This is a genomic window from Novipirellula aureliae (genome assembly GCF_007860185.1).
Classification (GTDB): Bacteria; Planctomycetota; Planctomycetia; order Pirellulales; family Pirellulaceae; genus Novipirellula_A; species Novipirellula_A aureliae.
Map to the genome: position 1 here is coordinate 534,046 of NZ_SJPY01000002.1, position 19,126 is coordinate 553,171.

15 protein-coding genes are annotated in these 19,126 nt (G+C 51.9%); 5 read left to right on the plus strand and 10 right to left on the minus strand.

Annotation, left to right across the window (positions count from 1 at the left end; all coding sequences use genetic code 11):
• Positions 1 to 43: 43 nt before the first annotated feature.
• The 7 genes from Q31b_RS07805 to Q31b_RS07835 form a co-directional block, all read right to left on the minus strand.
• Positions 44 to 2,101, minus strand: a complete 2,058-nt coding sequence (locus Q31b_RS07805; RefSeq protein WP_146599113.1) for a hypothetical protein — start codon at positions 2,099 to 2,101, stop codon at positions 44 to 46.
• 17 nt (positions 2,102 to 2,118) lie between these two features.
• The gene (locus Q31b_RS07810; RefSeq protein WP_146599114.1) at positions 2,119 to 2,619 is read right to left on the minus strand and encodes a hypothetical protein; all 501 of its coding nucleotides are present in this window, start codon (positions 2,617 to 2,619) and stop codon (positions 2,119 to 2,121) included.
• Positions 2,616 to 4,097, minus strand: coding sequence for a helix-turn-helix domain-containing protein (locus tag Q31b_RS07815; RefSeq protein ID WP_197171129.1), 1,482 nt, complete (start codon positions 4,095 to 4,097; stop codon positions 2,616 to 2,618). The genes Q31b_RS07810 and Q31b_RS07815 overlap by 4 nt, the downstream gene beginning before the upstream one ends.
• A 47-nt stretch (positions 4,098 to 4,144) precedes the next feature.
• Positions 4,145 to 5,098: a CPBP family intramembrane glutamic endopeptidase gene (locus Q31b_RS07820; RefSeq protein WP_146599116.1), complete on the minus strand. Its 954-nt coding sequence runs from the start codon at positions 5,096 to 5,098 to the stop codon at positions 4,145 to 4,147.
• Between the two features lie 288 nt (positions 5,099 to 5,386).
• Complete coding sequence (locus tag Q31b_RS07825) at positions 5,387 to 6,787, minus strand: O-antigen ligase family protein (RefSeq protein WP_197171131.1); 1,401 nt, start codon at positions 6,785 to 6,787, stop codon at positions 5,387 to 5,389.
• A complete protein-coding gene (locus Q31b_RS07830; RefSeq protein WP_146599118.1) occupies positions 6,784 to 7,917 on the minus strand; it encodes an acyltransferase family protein in 1,134 nt (377 codons plus the stop codon). Before Q31b_RS07830 ends, Q31b_RS07825 begins: the two co-directional genes overlap by 4 nt.
• A 144-nt stretch (positions 7,918 to 8,061) precedes the next feature.
• Positions 8,062 to 8,985, minus strand: coding sequence for a methyltransferase domain-containing protein (locus Q31b_RS07835; protein WP_146599119.1), 924 nt, complete (start codon positions 8,983 to 8,985; stop codon positions 8,062 to 8,064).
• 320 nt (positions 8,986 to 9,305) lie between these two features.
• On the opposite strand from Q31b_RS07835, the gene Q31b_RS07840 reads away from it, so the two are divergent.
• Positions 9,306 to 9,632, plus strand: coding sequence for a prepilin-type N-terminal cleavage/methylation domain-containing protein (locus Q31b_RS07840; RefSeq protein ID WP_146599120.1), 327 nt, complete (start codon positions 9,306 to 9,308; stop codon positions 9,630 to 9,632).
• A gap of 859 nt (positions 9,633 to 10,491) precedes the next feature.
• Entirely contained in the window at positions 10,492 to 10,860 is a 369-nt protein-coding gene (locus Q31b_RS07845; RefSeq protein WP_197171133.1) for a response regulator, read from the plus strand.
• A 74-nt stretch (positions 10,861 to 10,934) separates the two neighbouring features.
• Here the strand turns inward: Q31b_RS07845 and lysS are convergent, their stop codons facing one another.
• Positions 10,935 to 12,533, minus strand: a complete 1,599-nt coding sequence (gene lysS, locus Q31b_RS07850; protein WP_146599122.1) for a lysine--tRNA ligase — start codon at positions 12,531 to 12,533, stop codon at positions 10,935 to 10,937.
• A 414-nt stretch (positions 12,534 to 12,947) separates the two neighbouring features.
• Between lysS and Q31b_RS07855 the strand changes: the two genes are divergently transcribed.
• Both Q31b_RS07855 and Q31b_RS29615 read left to right on the plus strand, forming a co-directional pair.
• Positions 12,948 to 14,222 carry an MFS transporter gene (locus tag Q31b_RS07855; RefSeq protein ID WP_146599123.1) on the plus strand — a complete coding sequence of 425 codons (1,275 nt, stop codon included), beginning with the start codon at positions 12,948 to 12,950 and terminating at the stop codon, positions 14,220 to 14,222.
• Positions 14,223 to 14,459: 237 nt separating this feature from the next.
• Complete coding sequence (locus Q31b_RS29615; protein ID WP_146599124.1) at positions 14,460 to 14,915, plus strand: integrase core domain-containing protein; 456 nt, start codon at positions 14,460 to 14,462, stop codon at positions 14,913 to 14,915.
• A gap of 612 nt (positions 14,916 to 15,527) precedes the next feature.
• Here Q31b_RS29615 and Q31b_RS07870 read toward each other — a convergent pair.
• A complete protein-coding gene (locus Q31b_RS07870; RefSeq protein ID WP_146599125.1) occupies positions 15,528 to 15,887 on the minus strand; it encodes a hypothetical protein in 360 nt (119 codons plus the stop codon).
• Positions 15,888 to 16,192: 305 nt separating this feature from the next.
• Between Q31b_RS07870 and Q31b_RS07875 the strand changes: the two genes are divergently transcribed.
• Complete coding sequence (locus Q31b_RS07875; protein ID WP_146599126.1) at positions 16,193 to 16,606, plus strand: transposase; 414 nt, start codon at positions 16,193 to 16,195, stop codon at positions 16,604 to 16,606.
• Here Q31b_RS07875 and Q31b_RS28005 read toward each other — a convergent pair.
• Positions 16,584 to 18,998, minus strand: a complete 2,415-nt coding sequence (locus tag Q31b_RS28005; protein WP_197171135.1) for a hypothetical protein — start codon at positions 18,996 to 18,998, stop codon at positions 16,584 to 16,586. The two genes, Q31b_RS07875 and Q31b_RS28005, sit on opposite strands and share 23 nt — an antisense overlap.
• Positions 18,999 to 19,126: the final 128 nt, after the last annotated feature.

Genomic DNA, 19,126 nt, shown 5'->3' on the forward strand with positions numbered 1-19,126 from the left:
GAGATGATGCCACGCGATTTACCTCAGCCAGCTGTGTGATCCCCTAAAGCAATATCTTGGGCATTTGCCGGACCACGAAGCGAGGCAGCATCATCATCGCTCGATCACTCTTGGGATCATAGAGGATTCGAAATGTATCGGCGGTCGCCCCCGCCATCGTTGCCTTTATTCGAGCAAGCCGTTTGTCACGCCCTTCACCGAGCGGCTCGGTCCAAACAAGCGTTGACAATCGATCGTACGAGGCATCGGTTCCTACCCACCAATGCTTTTCATCGACGACTCGAACCTGTACCTCGAACGGATCGAGCAATCGCCTGAAGACTTCGCCTGCGTTATCCTTGGCGTATGGCATCATCAATTGCTCCGGTGACAAGCGGCGACGGTTGGCATCGAACCAATTGACGACGCACGTGGCCTTGTTTTGGCGAGACACTCGGCGCAGCAGGCCTGCGATGGTAACTGGAGCGTACAACGGCGGACCAAGATCACCGTCCGAAAGTACCGGCCAATCCGCTTTGGGTGACGTAACGAAATAGGCCCATCGCGAAAAACTCTTTTCCTCAATCTTCGGCCCGATTCCTCGAAGACGACGCATGGTATCAACCGCTAGCATCAGCAGTTGTTGTTCGGTCCGAGTCGCAGGAGTTTTTAATTGGTCGAGCTGGTCGTCCGAATCGTTCTCTGCCGTGGACATGAATTGATTGAGTAGCGAAATGACCTCACCAGCATCATCGCCGAAATCGTCGAGCGTGGTCACAGCCTTGAATCGATCGGCGAAAAGCTTGTCGTCAATCGTTAGCACAATCAAGGACTCTTCGATACTCATCTTGCCGCCAAACGATTCACATAGCTTCTCGAGATGCTGCTTGGCTGACAACGTTCCGCGCGACGGGATAATAGGGTCGGCCACATCGATTTGCATGATGTCGAGGGAAACCCAATCGAGTTGAATCGGCACTCCCGTTATTTGGCTAATCAGCAGAACGAAGTCGCCCAGCGGGTAGCCTTGCGAATCGATTGCAAATTCGACCGACAAGACCCGTTTTGCATTGATGGTTGGAGGTGGTGTGGCGATCATCATCGGATCGAGCGTCTCTTCAGCGGCTTCCTCTAAATCGGCTCGATCCAAACCAGGCGGGGTTTCGATCGTTGGCGTCACCTCATTCGCCTCGCCATCGAGATCCAAGAGATCTAAAAACGGCGCCAAACCCTTGGGGATTTCTCGGAGTTCAGGACTCGGATTTTCGTCGTCTGGCGGCGCCGCGGGGGACGCATCGCCTGATCCGGGTGGCGAGGACGGCTCGCGAGCAGGTTCGACCGAAGGATCGGGTTCCGCAAGCGGATCGATTGGCATCATATCGATCGGGATTGCCCCCGACCCGATTCGCTCGCTCGATGGCTCTACGTCATTCGGCTCGCTGGTTTCGCTCTGTTCGCTCTGTTCGCTAGTATCGGTATCGGTATCGGTATCGTTATCGTTGTTCAGCGGTTCCGCTTCAGGATCGGCCTCGGCCTCAGACCGTGGCTGCTGCGGTTCATTTTCGTTGAGCTCGAGGGCACTCGATTGTCGATCGTTTTCAAGTGCTGGGGGCGTCTCGGTGAGCCCAGCTTGCTGCGTGCCGCGAGATCTGACAAACCAAACAAAGACGAAGACGGCCATCAGGAACGTCGCCGCCGAGACGGCTGCAATCAAAGCAACTTGCCGTTTCTGTTTCGTTCGATCACTTTGCCAAGCGTCGGGTGCGACTGCTCCAGGTGCATCGTCGAACGTTTCCTCGGCGACCGAACCCGACCCTTGAAACCCGCCATCGGAGGCTGCCGCAATGTTCAATGAATCGGGTGCATCAAGATCCGTTGCCGAATAAGCGTCACGAGTGATCTGGTCACTGTCGACGATGCGACTTCCAATCGCGACTTGGCTCGGTGTGGCAGGTTGAGTGGCAGGCTCGGGCGGCTCACCAGAATTCTCTTTCGGTGCATCAACCTGGACCATTGATCCACACTTTGGACAGGATGCAATGGTACCGATGACAGCCGGATCCGAAACTCGTAACCGACTACCACAAGTCAAACACTGAACGAAATAAGGTACAAATGACAACCGTCAACTCTCCTGAGCTACATTCTATGTCTGAAATCTTTGCTATAAAAGCCTAGCCGCCTACCGATTGCTTTGACAATGGCTTGCAAGTCCTCCGGTTGTTGCACCTGTAGCGATGCACCAAACTCGGAAAGCATGATCTGATACTTTTCGGGGATCGAACTCGTTGCAGCGATCTGCAGCCCGCTCCCGTTCGACGTTTGCAGCATCGTGATCCGCCTGCACTGCTCCATCAAGGCTTTTGGTGTAACGCTCCAGACAACAACGATATTGGATTGTCCCGCCTTTTGACATTGCATCGCCAGCGAGAGACCTTGATCGGGCAATGCAGGTTGAACAATCATTCGATGATTCAAAAAAAGTCCATCAATGCTCGCTCGAAGCGTTTCGGTCCATCGCCATCGGTTCTCGTTGCCATCCTCACAGACGATCCAACGGATGTCGACAGCGGAATCCGTATTTCCCGGAAAGGCCCTGATAGACGGGTTGGATTTTGCGGACTCGGTTGAGTGATTCATTTTCCGTCGCCTCGCTTGAGCGAACGGTTTGCATCCTTTTTCGCTTTGGATGCTTCGATTCGTCGCAGTAGGCGGGAACGGGTAATGCCCAGCGAGCGGGCCGCTTCAGCACGGTTGCCCTCGGCAGCTTCTAACGCTGTTTCAATAAGCCTACGCTCAAACACTTCCAACTTTTGATCCAGAGAAACACTTTTTTTCTTTTCGACTCTTGATTGGGAACGAGGGTGGTACGAGCGAATCGACAAAGGCAAATTATCAGGAGTTAGCGTGTCGCCAGATGCGGTTCGGAACGAATGACGAATCGCGGCATCGAGTTCGTCATAGTTTTTTGGCCAGGGATACTTAACGAGCAAATCCATTGCCGCTCGGCCAATCCGTTCGAGCTGACCCTCCTTGGCCGCGAAGCGGGCGTGCAGGATCGCCGTTGCAATCAAAGGGATATCCTCGACACGAACCGATAGCGGCGATAGCGTCACGGTCAAACCGCAAATGATTTCCGCCAAATCTTCGACAATCGTAAACGCCGGTTGATGCGGATCCCCTACGAATGAATCTCCAGCCGATGATTCATTCGTCTGCGAATCACCGATCAATGATTCAGAGATTGTCCTGACATGGTGACTGCACAAGCCGATGATCCGAAAGCGACCTTCAAACAGCTTGACCAGATGAACCAAGTGGCGCTGAGCATCGAGCGGCATTTCATCCAAATCACGAATGATCGCGGTCGCTAACGTTTCATTGGAATCGGTCAACCCACTGATCGCAGAAGCAATGGTTGCATCGAGTAATTCGGGATCCATCAAGGCACCGTCGACCAGCACGAGCGGTTCACGTGGTGAGCTTTGCAGATGGATTCGGCGGGCAATCGATTCGCCTGCACAACCGGGTGGCCCAAACAAAGCCAAATGCGTCCGGATCGATGCAGCGACTCGCAACCGCGAACGAATTTGACGCGCTTCGGCAGATTTGCCAATCGTGGCAAGTTCGGCGATCGACGTATGCTGTTTACGCCAAGTATCGAGATATTGTCGTATCGCGGCCGCGTCTTCCAGCTCCTGGTTTAACTTTGGACTTAACGAGCGGTCTTCAAACGTTCCTCCGATTGCCAACGCGACTCCTCGACCGTCCTCTCGATCTGAATTCCCAACGCGAATAAAACGGACGTCCAACGGTTGAATCGGCTGAAACGACGGAGACGATTCCGCCGATGCAGGCGATCCTGGCGTTGATTTTAGATAGGGTTGAACACGCAGGGATGCCGTACCACGTTGATACAGCCCCGGTGGTGGCGATAACGATGCCGCCAGTTGATCGAGCGGGTCGTCCGAACAAGGGCTACCCGCGATACACCTTCGATTCAGTAGCGTTTCAACGTCGATACCCAACCAACGTGCCGTCGATGCGGACAAGTAGACGAGCATACCCTCCGCGTCGATCGCCCATACTGGGGCGTCGGATGCGTCGAATAAACGCATCAACGTTCGAATCTTTGTGCCCGATCTGGTCATAGTAAAACTTGTATTCACGCGGTAGCGACTTCCGCCGGACGCCCGAAGTAAATCGACGCCATAATCACGGTGGTTACCCCTAATACCCCCATCCCTAAAATCACTAGAAAAATGGCAACCGTGGGTGCTCCTACCATCTCGGCTTGCTCCGCCGGAGCCAAAGTGACGGCCACGACACTGATAAAGTTGTTAACGAAGTGAGCCAGCATCGCGGGGAACAACGAACCACTGCGCCAACTCAACCACCCCAAATACAAGCCAATGGGAAAGACTGCGATGATGTGAACAAAATCCATGTGGAACGCAGCGAACAAAAAGGAGGATACCAGAATGCCCAACAGAGGCCCCCAGGACTGGTTCAAGCGAGTTTGAACATAGCCGCGAAACAGCAACTCTTCACAAATCGCAGGCGTCGCTCCGATCAGAAACGCGATCGGAATCAGAAAACCGGTTTTGCCGTGAAAACGGAATGCTTCGCTCATCTGTTTCAAACTTTCGCTGTCCTGCATAAAACTGCCAACGATCATCGATGAGACCATGCCAACGAGCGGCGTCGCAAACGCTGCAGCAATCCATACCCAAATCGGCCAATGACCACGGACCAACGACAACCGCTTTCGCATCTCCACCGGCGATAAATAGGCGGCAATCAACGGCGGTATAATCATCGAACATTGTGGCACGAGAATCAGCAGCACCATGCCAACGCGAGATTCAAAAACCTTCGTCGTGTTGGCTGGATCCGCAAACATCGCTGGCGATGGGCTACCATGAACGATAAAAAACGCCAAAAAAGTCGCCACAAAACTGACAAACAGGAAAACTCCCAACGAAATCCCAACCACTGCCAACGGTGTCCACCAACGAGGACGCCGAGCCAAAGAGGCGATAATGATGGGTAATTCATCCTTCCCGTCCATCAAGGTCTCCGGTGGAGGATAGGGAACGGGTGGTAACGATGATTCCATAACGAAAAACCGGGATAATGGGGCGGGCAAGCGAACGTTAAATGACCGTTTCTCTAGTGTAAGCAAAACACCGAACGAGGCGAACCTAGGCGAACGGCAGAAAAGCTAACCCATTGTATAACAAGGCGGCTGTTTTGACATTTCGGTTTGCAGTGCCAGGATATCACCTCTCTTGTCCGCCCGATCGGATGTCGCTAATCGTTGGACTGCAAAATAGTCGTGATCGCTTGCGCTTCTTCGTCCTTTTTTTTGCCTCGCATCTTTTGCCTCTCCCAATCCAGCGTCAGCCTAACGCAACACGGCAATCGGCAACCCCGTGCCCGAAATCGTGACTGGCGGAGACGCTAACGGACTGGCATTCAGACTGCGGCCATAGACCGTCACAGCCAAAGCGGCGATAAAGAACATGAACATGTTCGACATCGGAATCATCGTCACGTCCTGGAACATCCCGTTGCAGAAGTAACCGGCAAAGCCGCCGAGCCAAATGAATCCGGCATGGCGGGCCATTTGCGATTTCCCTTTGTCGTTGACCATTTGCCACGAGACAGCGGTCGTAATCGTTAAGATACCAAGAAACAACAACAATCCGACCAAACCCGCGTCCACCAAGATCGAAAGAAAAATGTTGTGTTGCGTATACGGGCGAGCTTGATCGAGCGGCAATCCGTAGGACCGAACCGTGTGATAGGGTTCGCTATTCTCAAGATAATGGCCAAATCCATGGCCTAGAATCGGACGTTCTTTGAACATTTCCCAAGCCACGATGGCTAACAAGGGACGTAGTTGAACCGATTTTTCGGCGTCGGCAGCACTCAGATTCTTATCACGCTTCATTTGCATAAATTGATCTTTTAGCCCGGCAGCCCCCGCCGCTCCGAGCAGGAACATCGACGCCAACCCGAGAACTCGAAGCCAACGTGGTGAATAGACCCAAACAATAACAGCAACCGCCGCGATCCCCCCCATCCACGAGCTTCGCGTCAGCGTGCAATAGATACCCGCCAGAATCAACGTTACCAATCCGGCATAGGCAAATTTTACCCGGTGGTTCGATTGGATGAACCCAAGAATCGCTATGACCAAAGAAATCGTCATGACCACCGCGTTGCCCGAAGGATTTAGCAGCGGTCCCCGAGCGCGTCCAAAAAACTCCCAGATCTTTCCGTTGACGATGTAGCGTGGAAACACCAACGCATGAAATCCTGATACTTCAAGGATTGCGGTGACCGACAAGTAGATGCCTAACCCAAGCAACAAACGTTCGACCCACTTCATATCCTTCGCTGTAATCTCGCTGACACGCACGACCGCGTACGTTCCAATCGGCATGGCTACATAAAACAGCCATCGGGCAATGGGCGAATTTTCTTTCGCACCCGGCCCACCCATCAAAGCACTTATGAGTAGCCAACCCATCCATGCGATGACGGCGATATCAATTCTCGTTAAACGCGATAAAACCAATTCGCCTTGACGTAGCCGCACCAAGACGAGTCCGAACATCGCCAACCACAACACCCGGTCGACTGTGATTGGAATCGGAGCTGGGATCGACAAAAACGCGGGCCCTACCACCGTACCAACCAACAACACCATCGTTGCCAATAGGATCGTTCGCCCGTATGTCAACAACGGACCGATCCAAACAGCAGACGCGATGGAAAAGAGGACGATTAGAAATATCATCGCGACATACCTTTGCCTGGAGTATCTGCTTGGCTCAAACTTACTGCCTGCTGGGACGACCGCCCGCCCGTAAAAATTGCAAAAGCGGTTGGCAGTACTCGCTCCAGCAACCATCCGGCGGTAAAGCATCCTATTACCGTGATTGGAAACAAAATCCAAAACCGCATGGGTACTTCAATCACGCGATCTGCGATTCGATAAAGTGCGGTTTGCAGGGGAAATTCATGGACCAAATAAACGAAAAATGCCAGACCCGACAATCGAGAAAGCAACGGACTTCGAAGGTGCCAACTGATCGCCCACATCGCAACCATCCCACACAGAATCGATGCCTTTTGAATCAATAAACTGGTGATCGTATACTGCTGCACATACCACGAGTCATAATCGGGCTTTAAGATCAATCGAACGAGAATCAAGCTAAACCAGAGCAGGACGATGCATGCGGTCAAGCTGCGCCGGAAATTGCCCAACTGTACGAGCCAATCCACATATTTCGTCGCGATTGCACCGAGACAGAAAAAGAACAGCGTCTCGATGTTTAACAGGTAGAGTTCTCCGATCACTGGAAAAGGCTGGAAATGAATCATCCATAAAACCGCCAACCCTATCAAAAACGATTGATACGTTTTTTCGAGCAGCAAGCGAAGTAATGGTGCAACCGCCACAAGCACAAACAAATCTCGCAAAAACCAAAGCTGTACCGATTGCGGATTCAAAATCCATTTGGCGAACAACTCACCGCTCGAAAGTGGAACGGGGTTACCTTCCGCCTGGCGTACAAACCACCACGCAAGTATCCCTATCGCACTGATAATCAGGTACGGAATCAACAGGGTACGACTTCGCTGCCGCAGTTTTCTCAAGTAACAACTCAATGTTCCTTGGTCGCTAAGAAAGTAGAAAAATCCTGCCGCGAATGCGAACAAAGGGACGGCAACCCGGGCGACTCCCCCCGTCAAAAACGCTTGAAGAAGCTCGTTGGTCGAAGCGTCACCAATGCTCGCCGATACCGGATAGGCTGAGCCGTAATGGATCGCAACCACGAAAACCGTTGCGAAGAATGCAACGACTTGGAAGGATTGTTTCGTTTCAGCAGACAACTCGATACGCAATGGAGGAATATCCATTTGTGACGTTTGAAGCAGATTTACGGACAACTCCGATTTGCTCGGAGCGAACCGCTTGGCCGCGGCTTGGGCACACAGCCTGCTGAAACATAAGTCAGGCTAAGTAAACCGCAACGAAAATCTAAAAAACATCCCCATGTCAGCCTACATCGATCCGCAGGTGACCATCGATACCTTTAACGAGGCAGCTAGTTGTGCGATTTCACCACCTGCAGAATAGTGGAAAGAGATTTTCAATTTTTCATTTGCGGCGATCTCAAATGGCGATTCGATAGGCAAAACCAAACATTGGTTCGGCCATGTGATCGCCTGTTGCTGCTCCTCATCTATCGCCAAAATGTTCTGAGTGACAAAACGCACCGCATTGACCGTTGCGTCGATGCTCGCTTCACAACCTTCAGGAAACTTGAACTGCATCGGAATCAACCCATCATACGTGATCGTCGCATAGGCGGATAACGGAGCAATTTCCGTCGTGCGTGACTGCTCGATTAGCGGCGCCTGGAACATTGGAACCGGCGCATGATAACCCGCGAAGTCGAACGATTGATGAACCGGCTGGGCCATCAAAATCGAGGCCTCGGGAATAAAGACAGGCAACTTCGGACCATGCTTTTGGCGATATCGCTTTTTGAAGCCAGCGATCACTTGAGCTTGCTGCTCTCGCAACAATCCAACATGAAGCATCTCGCAAACGACCACGTCGACTGGCTCATCAGGCACATACTCGGATGCATCCATTTGAATCACCTCGATTTGGTCCTCAAGACCGTTTTGCAGGATCAGCTTTTCAGCAAAGTTGACGAGTTCGGGATTGCGTTCGACACAAACGACCTGCGCTCCGCAACGAGCGGCAAAGGACGATAAAATGCCAGTGCCGCCACCAAGTTCAAGCACCCGCATCCCTGGAGCAACGAGGTAATTGATCGCATCACGAAAGGCAATGACACGATCATCATCCTGAAGCATATTGTAGTGATACAATAACGGAATGTATTGGCCGAGAACATGATCGCCTGATTCGGATGCCAGAGGGGAAATAGATCGTGAAAGAGTCGACTGGTGCATCCTTGCCTTCGATAGAAATCGTGAAAAACCGTTTATTTCCAACCACGCTGAAATTAGTCGGTCATCCTAGAGAGATACAGCTTGGGAACCAATAGCAATACAGCACCCCCATCAGAATCCGATGCCAGATATTTCCCGTTGCAAGATTGTGAAAATGCGGGCGATCATTCAAGGTTGTCTTGATTGCTTTTCTAAAATTACTTGGAACCAATCAACGCATTGGTGGATTTCTGACCTAGGTTCTCAGTAGATAGATAAGGAGCGTCTCTCACAGACATTCTTCTCAACTTGCAGAACCGACTATTCACGGAATCAACACGATGAAACGTATAAAAACAAGCGGTTTTTCGCTTCTAGAAGTGATCGCAGCAGTTATCATTTTGGCAGTCGTCGCGGCGGCAACCGTAGCCACTGTAGCTCCAACGCATCAAAAGAACACCGACAACCTTGCCGAACGAGAAGTTGCGACCCTCAACAGTATGGCCCAGACCTACTTCCATGAAGTCGGCACCTATCCTCGAAACGTCAACGATTTGGTTACCCAAAACTATCTCAATAACGTGACGACTGCGGACAAGGCTCGCATCAAGAGTATCGTGCAAAACTATACCTACCATCGCGCAACCGGTGAATTCACCAAGAAGTAGATTTGCGATCACGCTAGCGATCCACTTGGTATTCGAAACCCTCAAACACATAATTTCAGCCTGCGGACTCGCGAGGTTCGACGTCATCAAGCAAACCGTTTGGTGGAAGCCGCCGTCGCACTGGCACAACCATCAAGTAATCAGCGTTGGTCCGAATTAGCGATTTTTTCGACACTTCTCGCTAATCGCCACCATCAAACTATCCGCCCCCAACGACCTTGCGTCGTTGGAGCGAACGATTGTTAGCTAAATCCTAGTGTTTTTCACATGATCGACCCCAACGGGCTTGCCCCGTTGGGTGAGCGAGATCTGATTCACCAACGGGACAAGCCCATTGGGGTCTTACTTGACAACGGTGCTGTTTTTAGCTGCCAATCGTTGGCTCCAATGGGGCAAGCCCATTGGGGGCCGCTGCAACAGTGGTGGCGATTAGCGAGAAGTGTCATTTTTTCCAATCAACAAACAAAAAATCGATGTCGCACAAATGCACCTAGCTGGAAATACCGGTTGTAACGCCTTGCGGAAGAGTAAATGACGCCAACTGCACCCTGTCGCTCGACTCACCGTCCTGGTTTGCGTAAGCGAGCTATATTTCACGAGTGCTTCGTCAAAAGATACCTTTCGGGTTGCATTTTATGTGGCTGTGGCTTCCAGCCGCAGCGTACTGAGGCAAGATGCCCCTGCCACTGTTTTGCCAAGTCTAAAATCAAGCGGTGACAAAGCACGAGGTTGTAATCATTCAACATCAAGGTGGCGTTACCGGACCATTTCCTGCCGCCCCTCTCCGTTGCGGATCTCTCTGTAGTGGATGGAGGAATGCTGAAGTCTATTACGGTCAAGAAGGATGGAATTAGTAGAAATGACAATTGTAATTGCAGAAGACGATCCCGCTTTTCGAAGCGTCCTGGCGTATACAATGAAACGCATAGGTTTTAAGGTTGAGTGCTTTGGAGATGGCGATGCGGCCTATGGCCGTTTGCAGCAGGGCAACGTTGACCTACTGATCACGGATCAACAGATGCCGTTCTGCAGCGGTGTTGAACTACTAAAGCGAATCGCCTGCGATCCCTCTCTCGCCGGTTTGCCAGCGATCCTATGCACCGCAAAAGGACTGGAACTTGATGGTGGCCAGCTGCGATCTCAGTTCAACCTGCTCTCCATCGAGCACAAACCGATCAGCCCCAGGAAACTCGGTAACTTGGTCGGGAATTATTTCGCCGCTACGTAGCGAACGTCGCCAAGACTTTCGTCGCCCTGCCGTATAAAACGAGACGCTTGACGAGTTTCGCTACTCGAGATGTCTTAGGACTCCGGTCGTAGCACCGGGAACAAGATCACGTCGCGAATCGAGCGTTGCCCGGTTAACAACATGACCAACCGATCGATACCGATCCCCAAACCGCCCGCGGGTGGCATCGCGTATCGCAGAGCGCGAACGAAATCGTGATCCATCTTGGCCATCGAATCCTCTTCATCCTGGCCTTCCAATTGAGTTTCGAACAATGCTTGTTGCAGATCGGGGTCATTCAACTCCGTGTAAGCATTTGCGACCTCCATCCCCAATACGAACAATTCAAATCGCTCGGCAATTTCCGGGTTGTCTTTTTTTCGTTTCGTTAACGGACAGATACTTGCAGGATAATCGATAACAAAGATTGGACCTTCGAGCGTATCTTCTACCTTCTCTTCGAAAATCTCGTTGCGGACGACATCCAAGTGTTTGTCGTCTGTCTTGATGCGAAGTTTCTTCGCCAACTCAAGAACGGCTTTTTCGTCAGCGGGATCGATCCCGGTCGCTTTCGTAAACAGATTGGCGTAGGTTTCTCTTGCAAATGGCAGCGAAAAATCGACCATTTTCCCATCGAACTCGCGTTTGAATCCGCCACCCGTTGCTTCAATGGCCGAGGCAATCAAACGTTCGGTCAAGTCCATCATCGACTCGTAATCGCCATACGCTTGGTAGGCTTCGAGCATTGTGAATTCTGGATTATGACGAGGGCTTAGACCCTCGTTGCGGTACACTCGTCCGAGTTCATAGACCCGTTCCATACCGCCAACCATCAATCGCTTCAAATGCAACTCGAGTGCGATCCGCATGAACAATTTCATGTCGAGTGCATTGTGATGGGTCAGGAACGGGCGTGCAGCGGCTCCCCCGGCGACGGTGTGCAGCGTTGGACCTTCGACTTCACAAAAGTGATCGCCATCGAGTGTTTGACGAATCGCTTTGATAATCTTGGTGCGGTTCATAAACGTGTCGATCACGCCATCGTTAAAGGCCAAGTCGGCGTATCGCATCCGCTGGCGTAAATCGGGATCGGTCATCCCTGCGTGTTTTTCGGGTGCCGGTTCGAGCATTTTGGTTAACAGGAAGAGCTTTTCGGCAAATACGGTTAACTCGCCCGTATTGGTCCGCCCCAATCGTCCTTGAACACCGATCAAGTCACCAAGATCGAACAATTTGGCCAATTCAAAGTCCTGTTCACCCACTTGCTTTTTGCCGATGAAAATTTGGATATTGCCCGTCCAATCTCGGATGTTCAAAAAGAACAGTTTGCCTGCCGAACGAGCCAAGCGAATACGGCCTGCGACGCGGACGGTCGGCCCCACTTCTTCACCAGGCCCATTTTCGTTTTTCCAACCGCGATAATCGAGTGATTCATCCTCAAAATCGGGAAGCTCCATTTCGCTCCCCTCGGCGGTAACGAACTTGACCTCGCCAGCCCGGCTTTGACAATCCGAGATAAAGAGTCGATCGTCAAAACGACTTCCATACGGATCGATCCCCATCTCAATGATTTGGTTGAGTTTCTTCCGTCGGGCGACGCGTGGGTCCGTTAAGTCCTCGTTAGCTCGGTCGTTACCGTCATCGGATGGATTGTCGTCAGGTGTCTTGTTCATGGATTTTGAAGGTCGGGTCGGTGTATTGTGTGAACACAAAGGAATGCTAACGTGTCGAAATATTAAGCAAGATTGTCAACTTCATCGCCAAAATACGCAAGGACCAGATAGGGAAATGTGAAAAACAGCGGCAAACGCGGACTTGGCAATCCTTGGTGTTTACTCCTAGAGTGAAGACGACCAGCGTATGCATAGCAACTCGTTGCCAGGCTCCCGCCTTGCGGCGAGATGTTTTCCTCACGCTGTGCTCGGTAGGCAGGATCCGCCAACGATTGTGTTCTAAGGCGGGTGCCTAGGAACCATTTCATTCCCCCACAACGGTTCGTTGATTTGAAAACGCTTGAACCTGTCCAACCGCGAAAACGCCGTCCGACGAGCGATCCGGTTGCCGATGATATAGTTGCCAATGAAACAGTGACGACTGATTCCGTCGCCGATCATTTGGCGACGGAAAATACAGAGCAGTCGTCGAAGCCAAAATCGCGGTTCGCCGGCTCCGCCTGGGAGCCATTGACGATACCGCTTTACCGGGCGTTTTGGATCGCTTCGTTTGCTTCGAATCTTGGGACATGGATCCATGAGATCGGTGCGGGATGGTTGATGGCAAGTTTGGATCCATCGCCTCAAATGGTCGCTGCGGTCCGGACGGCAATGACGCTGCCAATTGTCTTCTTGGCAATCCCCGTCGGTGTGATGGGAGACCGAATCGACCGCCGGCGGCTGTTGATTTTGACCCAATTGATTCTATTTTCCGCAACCGCCTCGCTGGCAACCTTGACGCTGTCTGGAATCATCACCTCGTGGATGCTACTTGGCTTGACCGTTGCCATGGGCATCGGAATGGTGATTCATGTTCCGATCTGGCAAGCGTCCGTTCCTGAACTCGTCCCTAAGAAGCAGTTATCGCGCGCCGTTGCGCTCGGCAGTATTAGTTTCAACCTGGCCCGGGCGGTCGGGCCGGCAATCGGTGGGTTGTTGATTGCGATAGCTGGTCCTTGGATCGCCTTCGCTGCCAATGCATTGTCGTTCGCCTGTGTACTGAGCGTCCTGTTTGCTTGGAAGCGAGAACGACGTGAATCGTCGCGTGGCTTGTCGTTCCAGCTTTCACTTTATCAAGGGCTTCGATTTGTGACAAGAAACCGCTCGATGCGACATGTCTTGATCGGTGTGGTGTTGTTTATTTTGCCCGCCAGTGCGTTATGGTCACTGCTGCCGCTTGTAGCGAAACAGCATTTGAATTGGGGGGCGAGCGGTTTCGGATTTCTGGTGGGCTGCGTCGGCGCCGGAGCCGTCTCGGCCGCTGCGCTACTACCGCGTTTGCAACATCGGTTTGGAATCGACCGTACGATCGCGTTCGCGATGGCCGGTTTTGCAATCGGATTGTGTTTGCTAGGGATGACAACACAGGTTGTCTTAATCAGTGCCGCAACGCTGACCATGGGCGCTTCGTGGATGATCACATTGACCAGTCTGAACGCAACGGCACAGGTCATTTTGCCAGGGCGTTTGCGAGCACGCGGGATGGGGTGCTACCTGACCGCAATGGCTTCTTCGATGGCACTCGGCTCGGTCGTATGGGGCCGATGTGCCGAAATCACCTCGGTACCGAGCGCTCAAGTCGCTGCGGCCGTATTGCTGTTTCTCTTTGCCGGCCTAAGTACAAAGTTCGCAGTAGGCGATCACCTGTAGACTGATCGCCTGCAGGGTGATCGCCTGCAGGGTCGACGGAGCAAGGTTAGGGATTCATTGCCAATTTTAATCTGATGAGACGTCATGCCCACACATTCGGCGCGTCGCTTCGATCGTCCCGAACCCACCGTCACAGAGTCGAAGAATCAGGCTGCCTATGGTCGTTAATCTTCACATGTGTGGTGATTCGGTGTCCAATCTGAACGATCGATCCTTCACAGCGATCGTGGCCCTTCGATGACATCCCACTCATTAGCCCAGCTGCTCGGCTCGCTGGGGGCTACGAAGTCACGCAGTCGACCGCATGTTTCCAACGACAATCCGTTCTCGGAAAGCCAATTCAAAACAATGAAATACCGACCTGAATTCCCAAAGCGCTTTGGTTGCTACGAAGATGTCCTACGGTTCTGCCGGAAATTCTTTGGATGGTACAACAACGAGCACTATCACAGTGGCATCGGCTTGCTGACTCCAGCATCGTTGCACGACGGCCAAGCCGAGGAAATCATTGCTGCAAGAAAATTAACGCTTCAAGACGCATGGAAGAACAACCCCGAGCGTTTCGTGGGCCGCATACCGAAGCCCGAAAGGATTCCAAAAGCAGTTTGGATCAACGCACCCAAACGAGAGCGTGAAATAAAAGACGAAGCCCCTCAAGCAAATTGCCAGAGGCTCCTCAAGTCACGTCTTTGACGCACCCTCGATCCGGTTATCCCTCAATGGGTTGCGTCTCCGCAGAGCCCACGTCTGTTTCACCAGACTCTTCAAAGGTAAACAAACAAAACACTTTGAACACCCGAGTCATGCCAAAAAAAATCTCGGGGGTTCGGGGGCTGGCCCCTGATCAGCCTGAACTTTTACACTAATCGTGAATTAAAGTTGTCTCACTATCGTTGACACATTCCGGGGTCTGCGGATAGTTGATACTGTGTCAGGGGACCAGTGACAATTGGTTTAGCATGTACGAAAGCGAGGAACTCGGTGGTCATTAACCACGGAAAAACCTCGGTCCACAGGTGGGCCCTTGCCCCAAGCTGCGCATATGTTTGCCTCTTCTAGTCTTTAAACAAGCTTCGCTTGTTTAAGGACTAGGTTACCTACTTAACTTTGGTTACGAACTGATGAAAGACGGAATCACTCGAATCATCAACGGTCAGCTCTAACGCTCCCTCTTTTATCTCCGTGCCTTCGTGCCTCTGTGAGAGCCCTCCAACACCCAGTCCAACATTCCCAAATCGATCCGAGACATAATTTCTGATCCTCGCGAAGCGTTCCCCTTGTATTACGAGGCTGCGTGATGGGTTCTCACAGAGGCACGAAGGCACAGAGGAAAAAAGATGAATGAGAACCCTCCGATGACAACGACACCAACGCAGCTTGCGTCTGCCGGATCCTGTGCAAAAGCTCAACAGGATCGTGCTCATGTTGGATGAACGAGCCGGACAGGTTGCCTCCGCAGTGTGCAACATAATCAACCTGTAGACTCCCTGGAGCGACGTCATTCCATTCAGAAAAAGTCTTAACCGCGATTGCCGCACGGATCTTTTTCTTGGGTCGAATATATTTTTTTCCAGTTGCCTTCTCACGTATCGGTCGGAGGAGTCGGTCGATGGTCGCGGCACTTGCCGACAGCACCCGTGTTCTCAGGGATTCGTCAAGATCCATGTGGCCATGCGATTCCATCGATTTGAGTAACTCTGGCAGAATCGCTTTGAGACGTTTTCAGCATAATCGATCAGAGGATTCCCAAAGCGTAACAAGCACTTCCTTAACCGCGCGGTCGTAAATTTTGCGGCCCACTACTTCGCAATCGACAGAGGACGAAGCTTCTCGGTGAGCGAGCACCCGTAATGCGTACTTGCGTTGGTGCCCGGTAATCGTTTCTTCACTGCCAGCACTTGGGGTGTTTTGCTCGACTGTGGCGGGTCAACAGCGTTTGTATCATCATCTGCCTCAACGACACCCGAGCGATGAGAAGCAAAATCGAGCCGATGAAAGATCTTGCGAAGAGGCTTCGTAAGAAACCTGACTTGCTTTTGAATTGGTTTCGAGCCGATAGGGCCTTGTCATCAGGGGGTGTCGAGGGATTTAACAACAAACGAAAACGGATCACCAGAAAATCCTACGGATTTCGGACTCAAAACGCCTACGAAATTGCGTTGTATCACAACCTTGGCGACCTTCCAGAGCCCAAATTCACCCACAGATTCTTTCTTCTGACGAGGCCTCATTCAGGGCTGCGACAATGGTTGGCTTTTAGTGAATTATCGGGTTCAAGCAACAGATGCAGATTTGGTAGCGAAAAAGATCGAAAGACGGTTGGCGATCGAAACGTGATGAAACAAAGGCCGTACAGCAAGACTACAACGGTTTTGTATGTCTGATTTCGATTGGGATGCTTGTGATCGCGTCTTCGATGCTGAGTGCTTCACTCGTTTCGGGGGTTAATCGCAAACGCCAATTGACGCGGTAACTTCCTGCCTCAAGGAACCTTTCGGCGGCGGTTTGCCACTCAGCAAACTCAATCTGATTGCCGTCAAGGAATACCCGACCCCGCTCGGTTGCCGTGTTCGGCAACAATAGGAAACGGACGGTCGTGGGCTCAAACAGAACAAAGCTACCCGTGAATTCAATTTGCAAATTCCGTTCTCGGACCACCCACACCTTCTCAATCTTTTGCAGGGTGTCGATTCCCAAAACGGCGCCAGGCGTGTAGACAAGTTGAACAGGTGTTTTCTGCCCATCACTTGTCACTCGTCCCATCATTCCGAACTCAAACGGTTCCATCGTGGATGATTGGTCGAAGGCCAAATCATCGGTCGGCAAATTTGAGTTCACACTCTTTGAATTGGGTTCCAGCGAATCGGAGTCTCGATCCCGATTCATTGCCATCCGCAAATACGCTGGCAATTGAGCTTCCATTCGTTCGACTTGTCGCGTGTTCTCTAATTGAGCAACACCACTTAGCGAATTGGTTGCCTTTCGTTTCAAGACGACCGCATGGAAAAGCAACGAGTCTTTGGCTCGCCCATCGGCTCGTTTCGCAGCACTCTCCCAGCGATTGATCAGCGCAAACCATGCTTGCGATCCGAAATCTTGATCGGATCGGCGCAATTCAATCTCCTGCTTTGCAAGGGATGCTAATGTTGGGTCCGACGTATTGCTCAACCATGCAAGTCCGCGATCCCACCGCCGGAGCATCAAACAAAAATATCGCCCTGCAACACCAATATCCAAATCGGAAGCTTGCTCAAGCGAATCGAGATCCATGGTCTGGACCTTTTCTGCGATGCGTTTGGTTTGATCGATACTCTTCTGAAAAGACAAAACGTCAGCGATTTCGGAATCGCTAAGCGTTTCGGCAACAACACGAACTTCAACGAGTAACGCAAGGCAAGCATCGAACGCTTCACGCTGCAGCCAATCATCCGCTTGAAGCATGCCTTCATTGAAAATCTGTTGACGGGCTAGCAGTGTCATTGCTTGATTTCGCTGCAACACAAAGGCTTCGATCTTCGCAACAAGCTCTTCATCACTCGGCATACTAAAATCGGGTGACGACGCCGGCTTGGTGATATGGACTGGCTCGGGAACAGGCGTAGGTGCAGGAGCAACTACCTCAACGGTGGGCAAGTCCGTGGTTGGCAATTGCATGGTATCCCCATCGTCGCCACTCAAATCTAATCCTGCGAATGGATCGGGGGCGAATTCAATTGGATCCCCGTCTCCCAAATCATCCATCGGATCTACGGAGCCTTCTTCAACCGGGAGTCCTTCAACCGGGATTTCATGATCCTCTTCGGTCGCTTCGATCGGTTCTTCGGTTAACTCTTCGGTTAACTCTTCGGACAACGGGGGCAGCACACTTTCAACCACCTCACTCGGAGGTGCCGTTGCCGGTGTGGTTGCCCGAAGAGAATCCTCCGTCGATTCCGGAGCGGTTGGAGCGGTTGGAGCGGTTGGAGCGTTTGGAGCGTTCGGAGCGTTCGGAGCGTTTGGCTCCAGCGGTACCAAGTGAGTGAGTTCGGAATCCTCAAGCCCGGCGGATGGCGGCGGGTTATCGCTCGCCGCACCACGATCAAGGATCCCAACGGACGCTTGCAATGGCTCAGGCGACTCTTGCTTTGAGTCCGGCAGGGATCCAGCAGACGCTCGAATCGGCTCGGGTGAACCGACCGCATCCAACCGATGCAGCGTTATCGGATCGGATTTGGGTTTAAGCTTGATCAAACCCAGCATCGTCAGAACAACCAAACCGAGGAGCGAAACAATCATCCATGGATGTTCAATTGTTCGTCGAACCGAATCAACATGTATGGGATAAGGACGGCGACGGATCAAGTCTTGTGCATCAAGACTTCGCACCAGGCTAATGAACGAATCGCGATTGTAGTTCGTGGTTGAAAAGACCGATTCGTCTTCAAAATCCGTTGAATCAGACAAATCGTCATTTCCATCGGCATCGTCTTGGTTGCTCGCGGCCTTGAAAGCGGTCACCCCAAACTGGCTCGGATCATGCGGCAACGTCGTCGCTTGCAGAATCCGCCCGACCTGGGCCCGCTGAAGAAAATCGGGCCGTTTTCGTGGATCGAGTAGCCGATAGGTTGACGTCACAATGCGAGACAGTTGCAACTCGTTTTGCAACGATGGGGCCGACAATTGGGATTCAGCCAACGATTGACTACTACGCGCGGCAGCCTGGCGAATCACCAATGCTCGGGATTCGTGAAGCCGCACGCCAAGACGTCGAAAGTCTTCGATGTCGAGATCGTTCATTTCGATGTGAGTGAGTTGCACGAGAGGAATCGGAGGAATGGATGATTGTCATCGTGTTCGGACAAGCGTCATTAGAATAACAATCCAAGTCGGATTTCCCAGCTTTCACAAGGAGTGATTCTGCTCCA

Bases quoted from the DNA above. Each gene is read 5' to 3' on its own strand.
- Q31b_RS07810 (WP_146599114.1), bottom strand. From the start codon at position 2,619: ATGAATCACTCAACCGAGTCCGCAAAATCCAACCCGTCTATCAGGGCC.
- Q31b_RS07815 (WP_197171129.1), bottom strand. From the start codon at position 4,097: ATGCGTTTATTCGACGCATCCGACGCCCCAGTATGGGCGATCGACGCG.
- Q31b_RS07820 (WP_146599116.1), bottom strand. From the start codon at position 5,098: ATGGAATCATCGTTACCACCCGTTCCCTATCCTCCACCGGAGACCTTG.
- Q31b_RS07825 (WP_197171131.1), bottom strand. From the start codon at position 6,787: ATGATATTTCTAATCGTCCTCTTTTCCATCGCGTCTGCTGTTTGGATC.
- Q31b_RS07830 (WP_146599118.1), bottom strand. From the start codon at position 7,917: ATGGATATTCCTCCATTGCGTATCGAGTTGTCTGCTGAAACGAAACAA.
- Q31b_RS07835 (WP_146599119.1), bottom strand. From the start codon at position 8,985: ATGCACCAGTCGACTCTTTCACGATCTATTTCCCCTCTGGCATCCGAA.
- Q31b_RS07840 (WP_146599120.1), top strand. From the start codon at position 9,306: ATGAAACGTATAAAAACAAGCGGTTTTTCGCTTCTAGAAGTGATCGCA.
- Q31b_RS07845 (WP_197171133.1), top strand. From the start codon at position 10,492: ATGACAATTGTAATTGCAGAAGACGATCCCGCTTTTCGAAGCGTCCTG.
- lysS (WP_146599122.1), bottom strand. From the start codon at position 12,533: ATGAACAAGACACCTGACGACAATCCATCCGATGACGGTAACGACCGA.
- Q31b_RS29615 (WP_146599124.1), top strand. From the start codon at position 14,460: ATGACATCCCACTCATTAGCCCAGCTGCTCGGCTCGCTGGGGGCTACG.
- Q31b_RS07870 (WP_146599125.1), bottom strand. From the start codon at position 15,887: ATGGATCTTGACGAATCCCTGAGAACACGGGTGCTGTCGGCAAGTGCC.
- Q31b_RS07875 (WP_146599126.1), top strand. From the start codon at position 16,193: ATGAGAAGCAAAATCGAGCCGATGAAAGATCTTGCGAAGAGGCTTCGT.
- Q31b_RS28005 (WP_197171135.1), bottom strand. From the start codon at position 18,998: ATGAACGATCTCGACATCGAAGACTTTCGACGTCTTGGCGTGCGGCTT.